Below are 15,776 nucleotides of genomic sequence, written 5' to 3'. Positions count from 1 at the left end.
TGCAACCCAACACTGTTTAGTGGAATGCAATTCCACTATGTAAAACGAAGATGTGACGGAGAAAGCGTATGTTATTGAGTTTTTCTGACCTTAAAAATGAGTTTAACCGTGTCCTGCTGGCACGCGGTGTAGCGGCAGAAACTGCCGATGCCTGTGCGGAAATGTTTGCCCGCACCACCGAGTCAGGGGTCTATTCACACGGTGTAAACCGTTTCCCACGCTTTATTCAGCAACTGGACAACGGCGACATCATCCCGGACGCGCTGCCAAAACGCATCACCTCACTGGGTGCGATTGAGCAGTGGGATGCTCAGCGTTCCATCGGCAACCTGACCGCCAAAAAAATGATGGATCGTGCGATTGAGCTGGCGTCTGACCACGGTATTGGCCTGGTGGCGGTGCGTAACGCCAACCACTGGATGCGCGGCGGCAGCTACGGCTGGCAGGCAGCGGAAAAAGGCTACATCGGTATCTGCTGGACCAACTCCATTGCCGTGATGCCACCGTGGGGTGCCAAAGAGTGCCGTATCGGGACCAACCCGCTGATCGTTGCGATTCCGTCCTCGCCGATCACCATGGTCGATATGTCCATGTCCATGTTCTCCTACGGCATGCTGGAAGTGAACCGCCTGGCAGGTCACCAGTTACCGGTTGACGGTGGTTTCGACGATGAAGGCAACCTGACTAAAGACCCGGCACCGATCGAGAAAAACCGTCGCATTCTGCCAATGGGCTACTGGAAAGGTTCTGGTCTCTCCATCGTGCTGGACATGATCGCCACTCTGCTCTCCGATGGCTCTTCCGTTGCTGCCGTGACCGAAGACAACAGCGATGAGTTCAACATTTCGCAGGTCTTCATTGCCATCGAAGTGGACAAACTGATCGACGGTGCCACCCGTGACGCCAAGCTGCAACGCATCATGGACTACATCACCACCGCAGAGCGTGCTGATGAAAACATGCCTGTCCGCCTGCCGGGTCATGAGTTTACCCGCCTGCTGGAAGAGAACCGCCGCAACGGCATCACCGTTGACGACAGCGTATGGGCAAAAATTAAAGCGCTGTAAGGAATATCATCATGATTTATGGACATATTTCTCAACCTAATGCCTGCCGGTATCCGGCAGCGATTGAAAAAGCGCTGGAGTTTCTGCGCACCACGGACTTCAGCAAGCTGGAGACCGGCGTGGTCGAAATTGAGGGACGCACGATTTACGCGCAAATCCTCGACCTGACCACCCGCCCGCACGACGAACTGCGTCCGGAAGTGCATCGCCGTTACCTGGATATTCAGTTCCTCTGGTCTGGCGAAGAGCAGATCGGTGTCGCTATTGATACCGGCAATAACGTGGTGAGCGAAGAATTACTCGAACAGCGGGATATTATTTTCTATCACGACAGTGAAAATGAATCTTTAATAGAAATGGTCCCAGGAAACTACGCCATATTTTTCCCGCAGGATGTTCACCGCCCTGCATGTAATAAACATCGGGAAACAGCAATCAGGAAAATAGTCGTTAAAGTTGCCGTTTCCGCATTGAATTAATCCGTTATTTATTTATCGATAGTCGATAAATAACAGGAGAAGAAAAATGGAAAGAAATGACGCCGGTTATATTATCGGCGCATATCCTTGTGCGCCTTCATTTCATCAAAAGAGCGAACAAGAAGAGACGGAATTCTGGCGTTTGCTTGCGGATACGCCCCACATCCGCGGGCTGGAGCAACCGTGCCACGAGAACTTTCACCCTTACGGCGATGACTGGCTGTTCCAGCATACGCCGCAGGAGTGGGAGATGGTGGTTACCGCTATTCCGGAAACCATGCGTCGCCGTGGCGGCGGCAATGGTGCCTTTGGACTGGCCTCCAGCGATGAAGAGCAGCGCCTGGCATGCGTCGAATTCCATCGTCATTTACTTAACAAAATCAATACAGTAAACAAGCGCTTTGCCGGAAAAGTGATCTCCCTTGAACTGCAGGCGGCACCGCTGGCAGGCAATGCTAACGTGGCGCAGGCGACCGATGCCTTTGCCCGTTCTATTAAGGAGATTGCTGGCTGGGACTGGTCATGCTCGCTCGTACTGGAACATTGCGATGCCATGAATCAGCCCGCCCCGCGCAAAGGCTTCCTGCCGCTGGAAAACGTGCTGGAGACCCTGGCGGGTTACAACATTGATATTTGCATCAACTGGGCGCGTTCAGCGATTGAAGGGCGTAACACTACCCTGCCTCTGACGCACACTCAGGCGGTAAAAGCCGCGGGCAAACTGGGGGCGCTGATGTTCTCCGGCACCGCCACTGAAGGGCCTTACGGCGAATGGACTGACCTGCATACGCCATTCGCACCGTTTTGCCCGGAAAGCCTGCTAACAGCGGCTCATGCTAAAGAGTTATTTAATGTGGCTGACTCAGCAAAATTACAGTTTGCCGGTATTAAGTTGCTGGAAATTGATGCTAATGCTGATGCGAATCATCGCATAGCCATATTACGCGATGGCATTAACGCGTTAAACAAAGCCACACAATAAATATAAAGCGTCAATTTAATCGCAAGGCCAGTTCCTTTTAACGAGAGATTAATATGAACACTTCCTCTTACGCTACAACTGCGGATATTCCGCGCCAACGCTGGTTAAGAATTATTCCCCCTATTCTTATCGCGTGTATTATTTCTTATATGGACCGCGTTAATATCGCCTTTGCCATGCCTGGCGGGATGGATCAGGACCTGGGTATTACTGCAACCATGGCAGGTCTGGCAGGCGGTATCTTCTTCCTGGGCTATCTCTTCTTACAGGTACCTGGCGGCAAAATCGCCGTTCACGGCAGCGGTAAAAAATTCATCGGCTGGTCGCTGGTGGCATGGGCGGTTATTTCCGTGCTCACCGGTCTTGTCACCAACCACTACCAGTTGCTGGCGCTGCGCTTCCTGCTCGGCGTAGCAGAAGGCGGCATGCTGCCCGTGGTCCTCACCATGATCAGTAACTGGTTCCCGGATGCGGAACGTGGCCGTGCTAATGCCATCGTTATCATGTTCGTGCCGATTGCCGGGATCATCACTGCCCCACTGTCAGGCTGGATCATCACCGCTCTCGACTGGCGCTGGCTGTTCATCATCGAAGGTCTGCTCTCCCTCGTCGTGCTGGTGTTGTGGGTGTTAACCATTTATGACCGTCCGCAGGAAGCCCGCTGGATTTCAGACGCGGAGAAGAAATATCTGGTGGAAACTCTGGCCGCCGAACAGCGCGCCATCGCCGGTAAAACGGTGGTCAATGCCTCGCTGAGCGCCGTGCTGTCTGACCGCACCATGTGGCAGCTTATCGCCCTGAACTTCTTCTACCAGACCGGAATCTACGGCTACACCCTGTGGCTGCCGACCATCCTGAAAGAGCTGACCCACACCAGCATGGGCCAGGTCGGGATGCTCGCCATTCTGCCATACGTGGGTGCCATTGCCGGGATGTTCCTGTTCTCTTCACTGTCTGACCGTACCGGTAAACGCAAACTCTTCGTCTCCCTGCCGTTGATTGGCTTTGCGACCTGCATGTTCCTCTCCGTTGTGCTCAAAGAGAGCGTCTGGCTCTCCTATACCGCGCTGGTCGGTTGCGGCTTCTTCCTGCAATCCGCAGCAGGCGTGTTCTGGACCATTCCTGCCCGTCTGTTCAGTGCCGAAATGGCCGGTGGCGCACGCGGTGTGATTAACGCCCTGGGTAACCTCGGTGGCTTCTGCGGCCCGTATGCAGTAGGCGTGCTGATCACTCTGTACAGCAAAGATGCGGGCGTTTACTGCCTGGCGATTTCGCTGGCGATTGCCGCGCTGATGGCGCTGCTGCTGCCGTCCAAGTGTGATGCCAACAGTGCGTCTGTCGGTGCGGTGAACGCACGTAAAAGTGCGGTCTGATGCTCTCACCCCGGCCCTCTCCCACAGGGAGAGGGCAATACCAGGAAAAAAAGATGAGTGAAAAAGAGACCTTCTGGCTGGGTATCGATTGTGGCGGTACTTATCTGAAAGCAGGCCTGTACAACAGCCAGGGCAAAGAATTCGATATTGAACGTCAGTCCGTGCGTACCCTCAGCCCGCAACCCGGCTGGGCAGAGCGCGACATGACGGCACTGTGGCAGCACTGCGCGGCGACCATTTCCCGCCTGCTGCAACGCACCGGTATTCGCGGTGAACAAATCAAAGGCGTGGGCATTTCCGCTCAAGGCAAGGGACTGTTTTTACTCGATAAAGACGACCAACCTCTGGGCACGGCTATTTTGTCTTCCGACCGCCGCGCGATGGACATCGTCAAGCGCTGGCAGCAGGACGGCATCCCACAAAAACTCTACCCGTTAACGCGCCAGACCTTATGGACCGGGCACCCGGCCTCGCTGCTGCGTTGGGTAAAAGAGAACGAGCCGCAGCGTTACGCGCAAATTGGCTGCGTCATGATGGGCCACGACTATCTACGCTGGTGTCTCACCGGCGTGAAGGGGTGCGAAGAGAGCAATATCTCTGAATCCAACCTCTACCATATGACTACCGGGCAGTACGATCCCTGCCTGACGCAGTGGCTGGGCATCAGCGAAATTAACGCTGCGTTGCCACCCATTGTCGGTTCATCCCAAATCAGCGGTGAAATCACCTCTCAGGCAGCCGCCATTACCGGTCTCGCGGCGGGAACTCCCGTCGTGGGCGGTCTGTTTGATGTGGTTTCTACCGCTATCTGTGCAGGGCTTGATGACGAATACACACTGAATGCCGTGATGGGGACCTGGGCGGTCACCAGCGGCATCGCTGACGGATTGCGCGAGAACGAATCTCACCCATACGTCTATGGGCGCTACGTCAACGACGGCCAGTACATCGTTCATGAGGCCAGCCCCACCTCGTCCGGCAACCTCGAATGGCTGACCGCGCAATGGGGCGACATCAGTTTTACCGAGATCAATCAGCTCGTTGACAGCCTGCCGAAAGCCACCAGCGATGTCTTTTTCCTGCCCTTCCTGTACGGCAGCAACGCCGGGCTGGATATGACCAGCGGCTTTTATGGCATGCAGGCGCTGCACACCCGTGCGCACCTGTTACAGGCGGTCTACGAAGGGGTGGTCTTCAGCCACATGACGCACCTCAACCGCATGCGCGAACGCTTTACCGAAGTGCGTGCTCTGCGCGTCACCGGTGGCCCGGCGCATTCTCCGGTGTGGATGCAGATGCTGGCGGACGTGAGCGGCCTGCCCGTTGAGCTTCCACAGGTGGAGGAGACGGGCTGCTTTGGTGCGGCCATCGCGGCGCTCGTCGGCACCGGCGTTTACGCCAACTTCACCGACGCCCAGCAGACCCTCAATTACGAGATGCACACCCTGACGCCGGACATGAGCACCCATGCGGCCTACCAGCGCAAATATCACCGCTACCAGATTTTAATTGAAGCACTTCAGGGCTATCACGCCCGTATTAAGGAGCACTCTTTATGAGCCGACCATTACTGCAACTGGCGCTCGACCACACCGACCTTGCCGCCGCCCAGCGCGACGTGGCGCTGTTAAAAAACCACGTCGACATCGTGGAAGCCGGCACCATTCTCTGCCTTAGCGAAGGGCTGAACGCTGTCCGCGCCTTACGCGCCCAGTGCCCGGAGAAAATCATTGTCGCCGACTGGAAAGTGGCCGATGCCGGTGAAACCCTGGCCCAGCAGGCGCTGGAAGCCGGTGCCAACTGGATGACCATCATCTGCGCCGCACCGCTGGCAACCATCGAAAAAGGCCATGCCGTTGCCGCTGCACGCGGGGGCGAAATTCAGATTGAGCTCTTTGGTAACTGGACGTTCGACGATGCCCGCGACTGGTACAACACCGGCGTGCGTCAGGCGATTTATCACCGTGGACGCGATGCTCAGGCCAGCGGCCAGCAGTGGGGCGAAGTGGATCTGGCGCGCATGAAAGCGCTGTCAGATATCGGTCTGGAGCTCTCCGTCACTGGCGGTATTACCCCGGCTGACCTGCCACTGTTCAAAGAGATCAACGTGAAGGCCTTTATTGCCGGACGCGCCCTTTCCGGTGCCGCCCATCCACAGCAGGTGGCGGAAGAGTTCCATGCCTGCATTCGCGACATCTGGGGAGCGTAATCATGCGTAACCATCCATTAGGTATTTATGAAAAAGCGTTACCGAAAGACCTATCCTGGCCGGAGCGTCTGGTTCTGGCTAAAAGCTGCGGATTCGACTTCGTGGAAATGTCCGTCGACGAAACCGACGAACGCCTCTCCCGACTCGAATGGAGCACCGCGCAGCGCGCCTCACTAGTCGAAGCGATGCTGGAAACCAATGTCGCTATTCCGTCGATGTGCCTGTCTGCCCATCGCCGTTTCCCGTTCGGCAGCCGTGACGAAGCCGTGCGCGAGCGCGCCCGCGACATCATGACCAAAGCCATCAAACTGGCGCGTGATTTGGGTATCCGCACCATCCAGCTCGCCGGTTACGACGTCTATTACGAAGAGCATGACGCAGGCACCCAACAGCGCTTCGCCGAAGGGCTGGCATGGGCGGTCGAGCAGGCGGCAGGCGCGCAGGTGATGCTGGCGGTGGAGATCATGGACACCGCGTTTATGAACTCCATTACCAAGTGGAAAAAGTGGGATGAGATGCTCGCCTCGCCATGGTTCACCGTCTACCCGGACGTGGGCAACCTCAGCGCCTGGGGCAACGACGTGCCTGCGGAGCTGGCGCTCGGCATTGACCGTATCGCGGCGATTCACCTTAAAGACACCCAGCCCGTTACCGAAACCAGTCCGGGCCAGTTCCGTGACGTGCCGTTCGGTGAAGGCTGTGTCGATTTCGTTAACGTCTTCAGCACGTTGCAGGACCTGAATTATCGCGGCGCATTTCTGATTGAGATGTGGACCGAAAAAGCCAAAGAGCCGGTACTGGAAATCATCCAGGCCCGTCGCTGGATTGAAGCCCGTATGCAGGAAGGAGGATTCGCATGTTAGAACAACTGAAAGCCGAGGTACTGGCGGCAAACCTGGCACTGCCCGCTCACGGGCTGGTTACCTTTACCTGGGGTAACGTCAGCGCCGTCGACGAAACCCGCCGTCTGATGGTGATTAAACCGTCCGGCGTGGAGTACGACGTGATGAAAGCCGAGGATATGGTGGTAGTGGATATCGCCAGCGGCAAAGTGGTGGAAGGCAGTAAAAAACCCTCTTCCGATACGCCGACGCACCTGGCGCTCTATCGTCGCTTCCCGGAAATTGGTGGTATTGTCCATACTCACTCCCGTCACGCCACTATCTGGTCACAGGCGGGTCTGGATCTGCCTGCCTGGGGCACGACGCACGCGGATTATTTCTACGGCACCATTCCGTGCACACGCCTGATGACTTCTGATGAGATCAACGGCGAGTACGAGTACGAAACCGGCGAAGTGATTATCAAGACCTTTGAAGAGCGCGATCTGAACCCAATGCAGGTTCCGGCAGTGCTGGTCCACTCCCACGGTCCATTTGCCTGGGGCAAAGACGCGGCGGACGCGGTACATAACGCGGTAGTGCTGGAAGAGTGCGCCTACATGGGCCTGTTCTCCCGCCAGTTGGCACCGCAGTTGCCGGACATGCAGTCTGAATTGCTGGATAAACACTACCTGCGCAAGCACGGGGCGAATGCTTATTACGGGCAGTAATCCTCTGCGGCCTGATGCCCTCACCCCAGCCCTCTCCCACTGGGAGAGGGAGCAAACCCGTCACCCGGAATTAATATGCTCCTTACAGTACCGCCGCTTCCATGCGGCGGGCGTAATGCCGGTATGCTTACGGAAAATCTGCCGGAAATAGCCCACATCATGAAACCCGCACTGTACCGCCACCTCTTTCAGTGACAACGAATCGCTGATCAGCAATTTCTCTGCCGCCCGCACGCGCTGGCGATGGATGGCTTCAGTTAGCGTCAGACGAAAAGCCCGACGATAAACCCGCCCCAGATAATCGACATTGCAATGCAGCTCTTTCGCCAGCGTTGAGGCCGAAATTGGCAAGTGAAACTGGGTGCCAATCATCTGCCGGGCTTTCCAGGCGAGTGCGATTCCGGGGTTATCTGCCGCCCGCTCACTTAACGCAGAGGCCGATATCTGCTGCAAAATCAGCAGCAAAATACACTCCAGCGCCACACTGCGGTGTACATTTTCCTGCTCATGTAAAAACTGCCGGAACAGCCCGGTCATATATTGCGGATCGCTTAATACCGTGTGCTGCGGCAACATTAATACCGACTGTTGTAATGTTTTTTCCACCGATGGCGTTAATTCAAAATGCAGCCAGTAGAATTTTAAATCCGCAGGAAATTCCCCCCCCCCAACATGACGACGCTGCGGCCAGAGTAAAAGACTTTCACCGGCATTTACGGTAAAAACCTTTTCCTCTTCCCGAATCGCTAATGTCCCCTTTTCCACGAAAATAACTTCCCACGAATGAAGCGTGCGTGACGGATGACTCCCCACACCACGGGAAATAAACAGCCCGCCATTTTGTACCCGGATCGGAAGCGTTATGGATAATTCGAGCATAAATATGTCAATTCCCGCTAAATAAACGCCGTTAACATTCATCTTATTATTGATTATTAATGAAAAAAGAGTGCCACGCCGGATCGAAATCACATTTTCTTCATCAAGTCGGAATCGTCATCTTTTTGTACTTTTCCCTTCCCTTGTTGTGTGGTGAATTCAATGCAAAATAAATAAGGTACTTTGCAAATTACAAAACAAAATCCGCAAATAAGCGGGTTATTTCTGGAATATCCGTGAGGCGTTTTCCATGACTTCAACATTAATTTCCAATACCGATTCGGCGCAAAACACGCTGGACGATAAATTATCCGTTCGTGAAAAAATAGGCTATGGGTTAGGGGATGCAGGCGGAACGGTCATTACCTGCCTGATTATGAATTTCCTGACCTTTTTCTATACCGATATTTTTGGCTTAACTCCGGCGCTGGTCGGCACGTTGTTCATGGCACTGCGTATTTTTGATGCGATTTCTGACCCGGTCATGGGGATCATTGCCGACCGTACCCAAAGCCGCTGGGGCCGTTTTCGCCCGTGGCAGCTATGGATTGCTCTACCCATCGGTATTATCGGCGTGCTGACGTTCACCGTGCCGGACGCCAGCATGAACGTAAAAATTGCCTGGGCTTTCGGTACTTACCTTTTACTGTCAGTGGGTTACACCGCCATTAACGTGCCCTACTGTGCGCTCATTAACACCATGACCACGCGTCATAGTGAAGTGATCTCCTGCCAGTCCTGGCGCTTTGTTCTCTGCGGTGTCGCCGGATTCCTGGTTTCGGTGGGCCTGCCGTGGCTGGTCTCCGCGCTGGGTCAGGGGAATTCCGCCCAGGGTTATCAACTGGGCGTTGGTGTGCTTTGCGCCGTGGCGGTGGTGATGTTCCTCTGCTGCTTCTTCTGGGTACGCGAGCGCGTGCCGCTGGCGATGATGGGCAAATTCACCCTGCGCGAGCACATGGCAGGGCTGCGCAAAAACGATCAGTTGCTGCTGATGCTGTTGATGTCCTTCCTGCTCATCAACGTGTTCAACATTCGTGGCGGCGGCTACATGTACTTCATCACCTATGTGCTTGAAGGCAGTACCGGTTATACCTCGCTGTTCTTCACCATGGTGACCTTCGCCTCCATTCTCGGTTCGGTGATAGTCAACCCGCTGTCGAAACGCATCGATACCGTGAAACTCTACTACTACACCAACCTGGTGCTGGCGGCGCTGTCGGTGGTGATGTGGTTCCTGCCCGTTGGGCCGGCGTACCAGACAATGTGGCTGGCGGTGATCCTCGGCAACGGCGTGATTTTAGGTTTCACCCTGCCGCTGCATTTCTCTCTGATGGCGTTTTCGGACGACTATGGCGAGTGGAAAACCGGTGTCCGTTCTTCAGGCATGAACTTCGCCTTCAACCTGTTCTTTATCAAGCTCGCCTGGGCCTCCAGTGCTGGCATCATCAGCCTGGTGTTTATCTTTGTCGCCTACCAGCCAGGCGCGGGGAATCAGACTCCCGCCTCGTTGCAGGGCATCACCCTGATGGAAACCCTGCTGCCCGCTCTGTTCCACCTGCTGCTGGCGTTTTCTATCCGCGCCTGCAAGCTCAATAATCCGTTGATGGCGCGTATTTCTGGCGATTTGCGTCAGCGTCATGTTCAGTCTTAAGGAGTCTGTAATGGAAGTCAGTCTGCATAAATTGAAAATTAACGATGCCTTTCTCGGCCAGTATCAACGACTGGTGCGTGATGTCGTTATCCCCTATCAGTGGGACGCGCTGAACGACAGGATTGCCGAGGCCGACCCCAGCCATGCGATTGAAAACTTTCGCATTGCCGCCGGGCTGCAGGAGGGGGAATTCTACGGCATGGTCTTCCAGGACAGCGACGTGGCGAAATGGCTGGAAGCTGTCGCCTGGTCGCTCTGTCAGAAACCTGACGCAGAGCTGGAAAAGACCGCCGATGAGGTGATTGAACTGGTAGCCGCCGCCCAGTGTGACGACGGCTACCTCAACACCTATTTCACGGTGAAAGCCCCGGAAGATCGCTGGACCAATCTGGCCGAGTGCCATGAGCTTTACTGCGCCGGGCATATGATTGAAGCGGGCGTGGCATACTTCCAGGGCACCGGCAAACGCCGCCTGCTGGACGTTGTCTGCCGCCTTGCTGACCATATCGATACGGTGTTTGGTCCGGGCGTTAATCAGCTTCACGGCTACCCCGGTCACCCGGAAATCGAACTGGCGTTAATGCGACTGTACGAAGTCACACAAGAGCCGCGCTATATGGCGCTGGTGAACTATTTTGTGGAGCAGCGCGGCACGCAACCGCACTTCTATGACGTCGAATATGAAAAACGCGGGCGCACCTCTTACTGGCACAACTACGGCCCGGCGTGGATGGTTAAAGACAAAGCCTACAGCCAGGCGCATCAGCCGCTTTCTGAGCAGCAGACAGCGATCGGTCATGCGGTGCGTTTTGTCTACCTGATGACCGGCGTGGCTCACCTGGCGCGCTTAAGTCAGGACGAAGGCAAGCGCCAGGACTGCCTGCGCTTGTGGAACAACATGGCCCAGCGCCAATTGTACATCACAGGCGGCATTGGCTCACAAAGCAGCGGCGAGGCGTTCAGCAGCGATTATGACTTGCCGAATGACACCGTTTACGCCGAAAGCTGTGCCTCCATTGGCCTGATGATGTTTGCCCGCCGCATGCTGGAGATGGAAGCTGACAGTCAGTACGCCGACGTAATGGAGCGTGCGCTGTACAACACGGTGCTCGGTGGGATGGCGCTGGATGGCAAACACTTCTTCTACGTGAATCCACTGGAAGTGCACCCTAAATCGCTGAAGTTCAACCACATTTACGACCATGTGAAGCCGGTTCGTCAGCGCTGGTTTGGTTGCGCCTGCTGCCCGCCAAATATCGCCCGCGTGCTGACCTCACTCGGTCATTACCTCTACACGCCGCGCGAGGATGCGCTCTATATCAACCTCTACATCGGCAACAGCGTCGAGATCCCGGTCAACGATCAGATACTACGCCTGCGCATCAGCGGTAACTATCCGTGGCAGGAGCAGGTCACCGTGACCATCGATTCCCCTCATCCGGTCGACCACACTCTGGCGCTGCGTCTGCCCGACTGGTGCGCCTGTCCGCAGGTACAGCTTAACGGTGCGGACGTTGCGCAGGATATCCGCAAAGGCTATCTGCACATTCAGCGTCGCTGGCAGGAGGGCGATACCTTAACCCTCACGCTGCCCATGCCGGTGCGTCGGGTCTACGGTAACCCGCTGCTGCGTCATGTGGCAGGTAAGGTGGCGGTTCAGCGCGGTCCGCTGGTGTACTGCCTGGAGCAGGCGGATAACGGGGAAGAGTTGCATAACCTGTGGCTGTCGCCGGATGCGCAGTTTAACGTCTTTGAAGGCAAAGGGATTTTCGCCCATAAGATGCTGATTCAGGTGCAGGGGGTAAAACACACCACGCCCAATGCGACGCAGCAGCCGCTGTGGCGCTATGACCAGACGCCTGCCAGCAGTACGCCGCAGACGCTGACCTTCATTCCCTGGTTTAGCTGGGCCAACCGTGGAGAGGGGGAAATGCGTATCTGGGTAAATGAGGAACGATAAGAAGACGTTGATGGCCCGTGAACACGGGCCATTTTAATGATTACTTGAACAGGCGGACGCGGCAGGCTTTGCCTTTGATTTTACCCTGCTGAAGCTGTTTAAACGCTTTGTTTGCCACGGACTGGCGAACCGCTACGTAGGCGTGCATCGGGTGCATCACAATCTTGCCGATGTCTGCGCCATCCAGCCCCATATCCCCGGTCAACGCGCCGAGAATGTCGCCCGGACGCATCTTGGCTTTCTTGCCACCATCAATACACAGGGTTGCCATTTCAGCCTGCAGTGGTTTGACGCTGTTGCTGATAACCGGTTCTTGCCACTCAAGAGAGAGCGCGAGCATTTCGCTGAGAATAGCCGCACGCTGGGCTTCTTCCGGCGCACACAGGCTGATCGCCAGACCGCTTTCACCCGCGCGGGCGGTACGACCAATACGGTGGACATGCACTTCCGGGTCCCAGGAGAGCTCGAAGTTAATCACCATTTCCAGCGATTTGATGTCCAGACCACGGGCGGCAACATCGGTCGCCACCAGCACGCGGCTGCTGCCATTGGCAAAACGCACCAGCGTCTGGTCGCGGTCACGCTGTTCCATGTCACCGTGCAGGGCCAGCGCGCTCTGACGCTGTTCATTCAGCGCATCGCAAACTTCCTGGCAATCTTTTTTGGTGTTGCAGAACACCACGCAGGAAGCGGGCTGATGCTGGCTCAACAGGCTCATCAGCAGCGGGATTTTTTGACGGCGTGAGGCTTCGAAGAACTGCTGTTCGACCGCAGGAAGCGCATCGACAGAATCGATTTCAATGTTCAGTGGCTCACGCTGGAAACGGGTGCTGATGGCGGCAATGCCTTCCGGCCAGGTCGCGGAGAACAGCAGCGTCTGGCGATTTGCCGGAGCATGACCGAGGATTTCAACGATGGCATCGCTGAAGCCCATATCCAGCATACGATCCGCTTCGTCCAGCACCAGGGTTTTGAGTGCTTCAAGCGAAACCGTGCCTTTTTGCAGGTGGTCGAGCAGACGGCCCGGCGTGGCGACGATAATGTGCGGCGCATGCTGGAGCGAATCGCGCTGCGCACCAAAAGGCACACCGCCGAACAGGGTCAGAATTTTGATGTTTGGCAGGTAGCGCGCCAGACGACGCAATTCATTCGCCACCTGATCCGCCAGCTCGCGGGTCGGACATAACACCAGAGACTGCGTGACAAACCGACCAGCTTCGATGTGTTGCAACAGGCCCAGGCCAAAGGCGGCCGTTTTGCCGCTGCCGGTTTTGGCCTGCGCGCGCACGTCTTTCCCCTCAAGGATTGCCGGCAGCGCCGCCGCCTGGATCGGGGTCATGGAGTGATAACCCAGCTCATTCAGGTTGGCGAGGAGTTCAGGAGGCAAAGCATTTAAGGTTGAAAAGGCAGTCACGGTGTTATCTCTGATTAAAGGCAGGCCGCTATGCTAGCAGACTCTGCGAGTCGGGTCAGCCAGGCAGTACACGCCGGGCAGCTTCAGCCAGGAAAGCGCTGCGATTGTTGAACTCAGGATGGTTGTGCACAAAAACATCTATTTTGCTGAGTAAACGTCGGGGCAAGGTAATGTTGATACGCTCCGCCCGGCCATCGAACTGGTTCATATTGATATCCACCAGCAACCATTGGCCTTCAATAAATTCCTCTGCCCGCTGCTGTAAATGCTGCTCAACCGCAGTGGCTGGTGGCAAAACCTCCCCCAACTCACAGAGGGTTTCGAAATGCGCGGTCAGTGCACCTTGCGCATCCTTAAACGCTTCGTTCAGGGTATCACCCGCAAAAAAACAGCCAGGTACGTCGGGGAAAAAACCGCTGGCGCTGCCATCAGCATCAGAATGAATATAGGCCGAATAGAACATTTCTGGCTCCTGCGAATTGCGAATTGCGAATTGCGAATTGCGAATTAAGGTTTTATGCCTGCCTGACGCCAGATTTGCGCTGGTCACGATTCTTGCTCCCACTTTGAAGCATACACACCATACACACTATTTTGTCCATGGCGATCACATTAGCGCAGTGCCGCGTGGGTTTCATTGAGAGGAAGCAGATCCTGGGAAGAGGCGCGCAAAAGTTTAAATATCAGGTTATACAATCTGTTGGATGAGAACTGATTAACATCAGTTGCTAATGAAGACCTTAACATTTATGAATAAAAGAAGCATTTCTGATAATAATTTCAGATACACCAACTCATCATGATTTTTTAACATATCTTTTACTAAAGCTTATCCGTATGTGATATTGATCGCGAATCAGTATTTTAATTTTTTAAAGGCATTACAGATATTGAGATTTACAATGGGTAGTGATATCCAAAAATAGCTATCTCTGGAAAACTCAAAAAGGTCTCTATTATGGAATTCATTGAAAAGCTTAACGCTTTATCAGCAAAGATTAAGCAACAAATCAGTGCAATAGAAACTGAAGAAGCAACTAAGAATGCTTTTGTTATGCCATTCATACATAATATTTTAGGCTACGATGTTTTTGACCCATTAGAAGTCATCCCTGAATTTGTGTGTGATGTGGGTACTAAAAAAGGTGAAAAGATTGATTACGCCATCTTGCGAGATGGAGAAATACAAATTCTTATCGAATGTAAAAAAATTGGTGAATCGCTCAACATCAATCATGCATCGCAGTTGTTCAGATATTTCCACGTTACTAATGCAAGAATCTCCATTCTAACAAATGGGCAAATTTATCAATTCTATACAGATCTTGATGCACCCAATAAAATGGATGAGAAACCATTCCTGGAAATAAACCTTCTGGATATTGATGAGAACTTAGTACCTGAGCTAAAAAAAATCACAAAGTCTTCATTTGACCTGGAGTCAATCATCAATGCCGCAGGTGAGTTAAAATACGTTAGTCAAATAAAGAGAATTCTCCACACACAGTTAAACGAACCAGAAGATGATTTTGTGAAATTCTTCGCATCCCGCGTTTATGATGGCATTTTAACGCAAAAGGTTAGAGAGTCTTTCTTAATCTTAACGAAGAAATCTTTTAGCCAATTTCTGAATGATCAAGTAAATGAAAGACTTAAATCTGCAATCACTGGAGTTAGCCCCGTAAGGACTGAACCATCCAGCGAGAATACCGAAAAAATCGAGCTCATTTTAAAAGATGAAAATGAGATTACAACGACATTAGAAGAGCTTGAAGGCTTCCATATTGTAAAAGCAATCACGCGTACTGTCGTTGATTCTCATCGGATTAATCATAGGGATACAAAAAGTTATTTTGGGATTTTAGTTGACGATAACAATCGAAAACCTATTTGCCGATTGCATTTCAATCGCTCTCAAAAATACATAGGCATCTTCGATATAGATAAGAATGAAACACGACATCCTATTGAAAATGTTGATGATATCTATTCTTACGCCGACATATTAAAAGCAACTGCAGCGCTGTATAACTGACCGAAATATGGCTTCCTGATAATTACCCTCACCCTAACCCTCTCCCTAAGGGAGAGGGGATCGTTTAGTGCAGTTTTTCAGTGCTTTTCTCCCTCACATTTTTCAGCGATGACAGGAACCGGCGCTTTAGAAAAGCAAGGCACATAAGGTGAACGGAATGGCCATCAGAGCCGCA

The 15,776-nt window shown here is 53.8% G+C and carries 14 protein-coding genes; 11 read left to right on the top strand and 3 right to left on the bottom strand.

The features are described from left to right. Positions 1-68: 68 nt before the first annotated feature. The 8 genes from yiaK to araD are packed head-to-tail and all read left to right on the top strand — an operon-like array spanning position 69 to position 7,662. Entirely contained in the window at positions 69-1,067 is a 999-nt protein-coding gene (yiaK, locus tag AC5JPW_RS01165) for a 3-dehydro-L-gulonate 2-dehydrogenase (protein ID WP_494237810.1), read from the top strand. A gap of 11 nt (positions 1,068-1,078) precedes the next feature. Beyond that, positions 1,079-1,546 carry a NanQ anomerase/TabA/YiaL family protein gene (locus tag AC5JPW_RS01160; RefSeq protein WP_494237809.1) on the top strand — a complete coding sequence of 156 codons (468 nt, stop codon included), beginning with the start codon at positions 1,079-1,081 and terminating at the stop codon, positions 1,544-1,546. Between the two features lie 46 nt (positions 1,547-1,592). After that, on the top strand, positions 1,593-2,528 hold the full coding sequence (locus AC5JPW_RS01155; RefSeq protein ID WP_494237808.1) for a DUF4862 family protein: 936 nt from the start codon (positions 1,593-1,595) through the stop codon (positions 2,526-2,528). 53 nt (positions 2,529-2,581) lie between these two features. Continuing rightward, a complete protein-coding gene (locus tag AC5JPW_RS01150; protein WP_494237807.1) occupies positions 2,582-3,901 on the top strand; it encodes an MFS transporter in 1,320 nt (439 codons plus the stop codon). A 53-nt stretch (positions 3,902-3,954) separates the two neighbouring features. After that, positions 3,955-5,460 (top strand): FGGY-family carbohydrate kinase, encoded by a 1,506-nt coding sequence (locus AC5JPW_RS01145; RefSeq protein WP_494237806.1) that lies wholly within the window; start codon positions 3,955-3,957, stop codon positions 5,458-5,460. Then, positions 5,457-6,110, top strand: coding sequence for a 3-keto-L-gulonate-6-phosphate decarboxylase UlaD (ulaD, locus tag AC5JPW_RS01140; RefSeq protein ID WP_494237805.1), 654 nt, complete (start codon positions 5,457-5,459; stop codon positions 6,108-6,110). The genes AC5JPW_RS01145 and ulaD overlap by 4 nt, the downstream gene beginning before the upstream one ends. Positions 6,111-6,112: 2 nt before the next feature. Beyond that, the gene (locus AC5JPW_RS01135; RefSeq protein WP_494237804.1) at positions 6,113-6,973 is read left to right on the top strand and encodes an L-ribulose-5-phosphate 3-epimerase; all 861 of its coding nucleotides are present in this window, start codon (positions 6,113-6,115) and stop codon (positions 6,971-6,973) included. Further along, positions 6,967-7,662, top strand: coding sequence for an L-ribulose-5-phosphate 4-epimerase (gene araD / locus AC5JPW_RS01130; protein ID WP_494237803.1), 696 nt, complete (start codon positions 6,967-6,969; stop codon positions 7,660-7,662). The genes AC5JPW_RS01135 and araD overlap by 7 nt, the downstream gene beginning before the upstream one ends. 60 nt (positions 7,663-7,722) lie before the next feature. Here araD and AC5JPW_RS01125 read toward each other — a convergent pair whose 3' ends face one another. After that, entirely contained in the window at positions 7,723-8,541 is an 819-nt protein-coding gene (locus AC5JPW_RS01125) for a helix-turn-helix domain-containing protein (protein WP_494237802.1), read from the bottom strand. Between the two features lie 250 nt (positions 8,542-8,791). Between AC5JPW_RS01125 and AC5JPW_RS01120 the strand changes: the two genes are divergently transcribed. Together AC5JPW_RS01120 and AC5JPW_RS01115 are read left to right on the top strand one after the other, a co-directional pair. Beyond that, positions 8,792-10,192, top strand: coding sequence for an MFS transporter (locus tag AC5JPW_RS01120; RefSeq protein ID WP_494237801.1), 1,401 nt, complete (start codon positions 8,792-8,794; stop codon positions 10,190-10,192). Further along, positions 10,179-12,152, top strand: coding sequence for a glycoside hydrolase family 127 protein (locus AC5JPW_RS01115; RefSeq protein ID WP_494237800.1), 1,974 nt, complete (start codon positions 10,179-10,181; stop codon positions 12,150-12,152). Before AC5JPW_RS01120 ends, AC5JPW_RS01115 begins: the two co-directional genes overlap by 14 nt. 40 nt (positions 12,153-12,192) lie before the next feature. Here the strand turns inward: AC5JPW_RS01115 and dbpA are convergent, their stop codons facing one another. Both dbpA and AC5JPW_RS01105 read right to left on the bottom strand, forming a co-directional pair. Beyond that, the gene (dbpA, locus tag AC5JPW_RS01110; protein ID WP_494237799.1) at positions 12,193-13,566 is read right to left on the bottom strand and encodes an ATP-dependent RNA helicase DbpA; all 1,374 of its coding nucleotides are present in this window, start codon (positions 13,564-13,566) and stop codon (positions 12,193-12,195) included. A gap of 55 nt (positions 13,567-13,621) precedes the next feature. Next, positions 13,622-14,029, bottom strand: a complete 408-nt coding sequence (locus AC5JPW_RS01105) for a type II toxin-antitoxin system HicB family antitoxin (RefSeq protein ID WP_494237798.1) — start codon at positions 14,027-14,029, stop codon at positions 13,622-13,624. A gap of 495 nt (positions 14,030-14,524) precedes the next feature. Here AC5JPW_RS01105 and AC5JPW_RS01100 point away from each other — a divergent pair, with 495 nt between their 5' ends. Beyond that, complete coding sequence (locus AC5JPW_RS01100) at positions 14,525-15,601, top strand: type I restriction endonuclease (protein ID WP_494237797.1); 1,077 nt, start codon at positions 14,525-14,527, stop codon at positions 15,599-15,601. The last annotated feature ends 175 nt before the right edge of the window (positions 15,602-15,776 follow it).

It is taken from the genome of Phytobacter sp. (assembly GCF_059074235.1).
Note: the sequence above shows the minus strand (reverse complement) of the source record. Positions and strands in the feature narration are given on the sequence as shown.

Excerpts from the sequence above, each read along its gene's own strand:
- yiaK (WP_494237810.1), top strand. The coding sequence starts at position 69 with ATGTTATTGAGTTTTTCTGACCTTAAAAATGAGTTTAACCGTGTCCTG.
- AC5JPW_RS01160 (WP_494237809.1), top strand. The coding sequence starts at position 1,079 with ATGATTTATGGACATATTTCTCAACCTAATGCCTGCCGGTATCCGGCA.
- AC5JPW_RS01155 (WP_494237808.1), top strand. The coding sequence starts at position 1,593 with ATGGAAAGAAATGACGCCGGTTATATTATCGGCGCATATCCTTGTGCG.
- AC5JPW_RS01150 (WP_494237807.1), top strand. The coding sequence starts at position 2,582 with ATGAACACTTCCTCTTACGCTACAACTGCGGATATTCCGCGCCAACGC.
- AC5JPW_RS01145 (WP_494237806.1), top strand. The coding sequence starts at position 3,955 with ATGAGTGAAAAAGAGACCTTCTGGCTGGGTATCGATTGTGGCGGTACT.
- ulaD (WP_494237805.1), top strand. The coding sequence starts at position 5,457 with ATGAGCCGACCATTACTGCAACTGGCGCTCGACCACACCGACCTTGCC.
- AC5JPW_RS01135 (WP_494237804.1), top strand. The coding sequence starts at position 6,113 with ATGCGTAACCATCCATTAGGTATTTATGAAAAAGCGTTACCGAAAGAC.
- araD (WP_494237803.1), top strand. The coding sequence starts at position 6,967 with ATGTTAGAACAACTGAAAGCCGAGGTACTGGCGGCAAACCTGGCACTG.
- AC5JPW_RS01125 (WP_494237802.1), bottom strand. The coding sequence starts at position 8,541 with ATGCTCGAATTATCCATAACGCTTCCGATCCGGGTACAAAATGGCGGG.
- AC5JPW_RS01120 (WP_494237801.1), top strand. The coding sequence starts at position 8,792 with ATGACTTCAACATTAATTTCCAATACCGATTCGGCGCAAAACACGCTG.
- AC5JPW_RS01115 (WP_494237800.1), top strand. The coding sequence starts at position 10,179 with ATGTTCAGTCTTAAGGAGTCTGTAATGGAAGTCAGTCTGCATAAATTG.
- AC5JPW_RS01105 (WP_494237798.1), bottom strand. The coding sequence starts at position 14,029 with ATGTTCTATTCGGCCTATATTCATTCTGATGCTGATGGCAGCGCCAGC.
- AC5JPW_RS01100 (WP_494237797.1), top strand. The coding sequence starts at position 14,525 with ATGGAATTCATTGAAAAGCTTAACGCTTTATCAGCAAAGATTAAGCAA.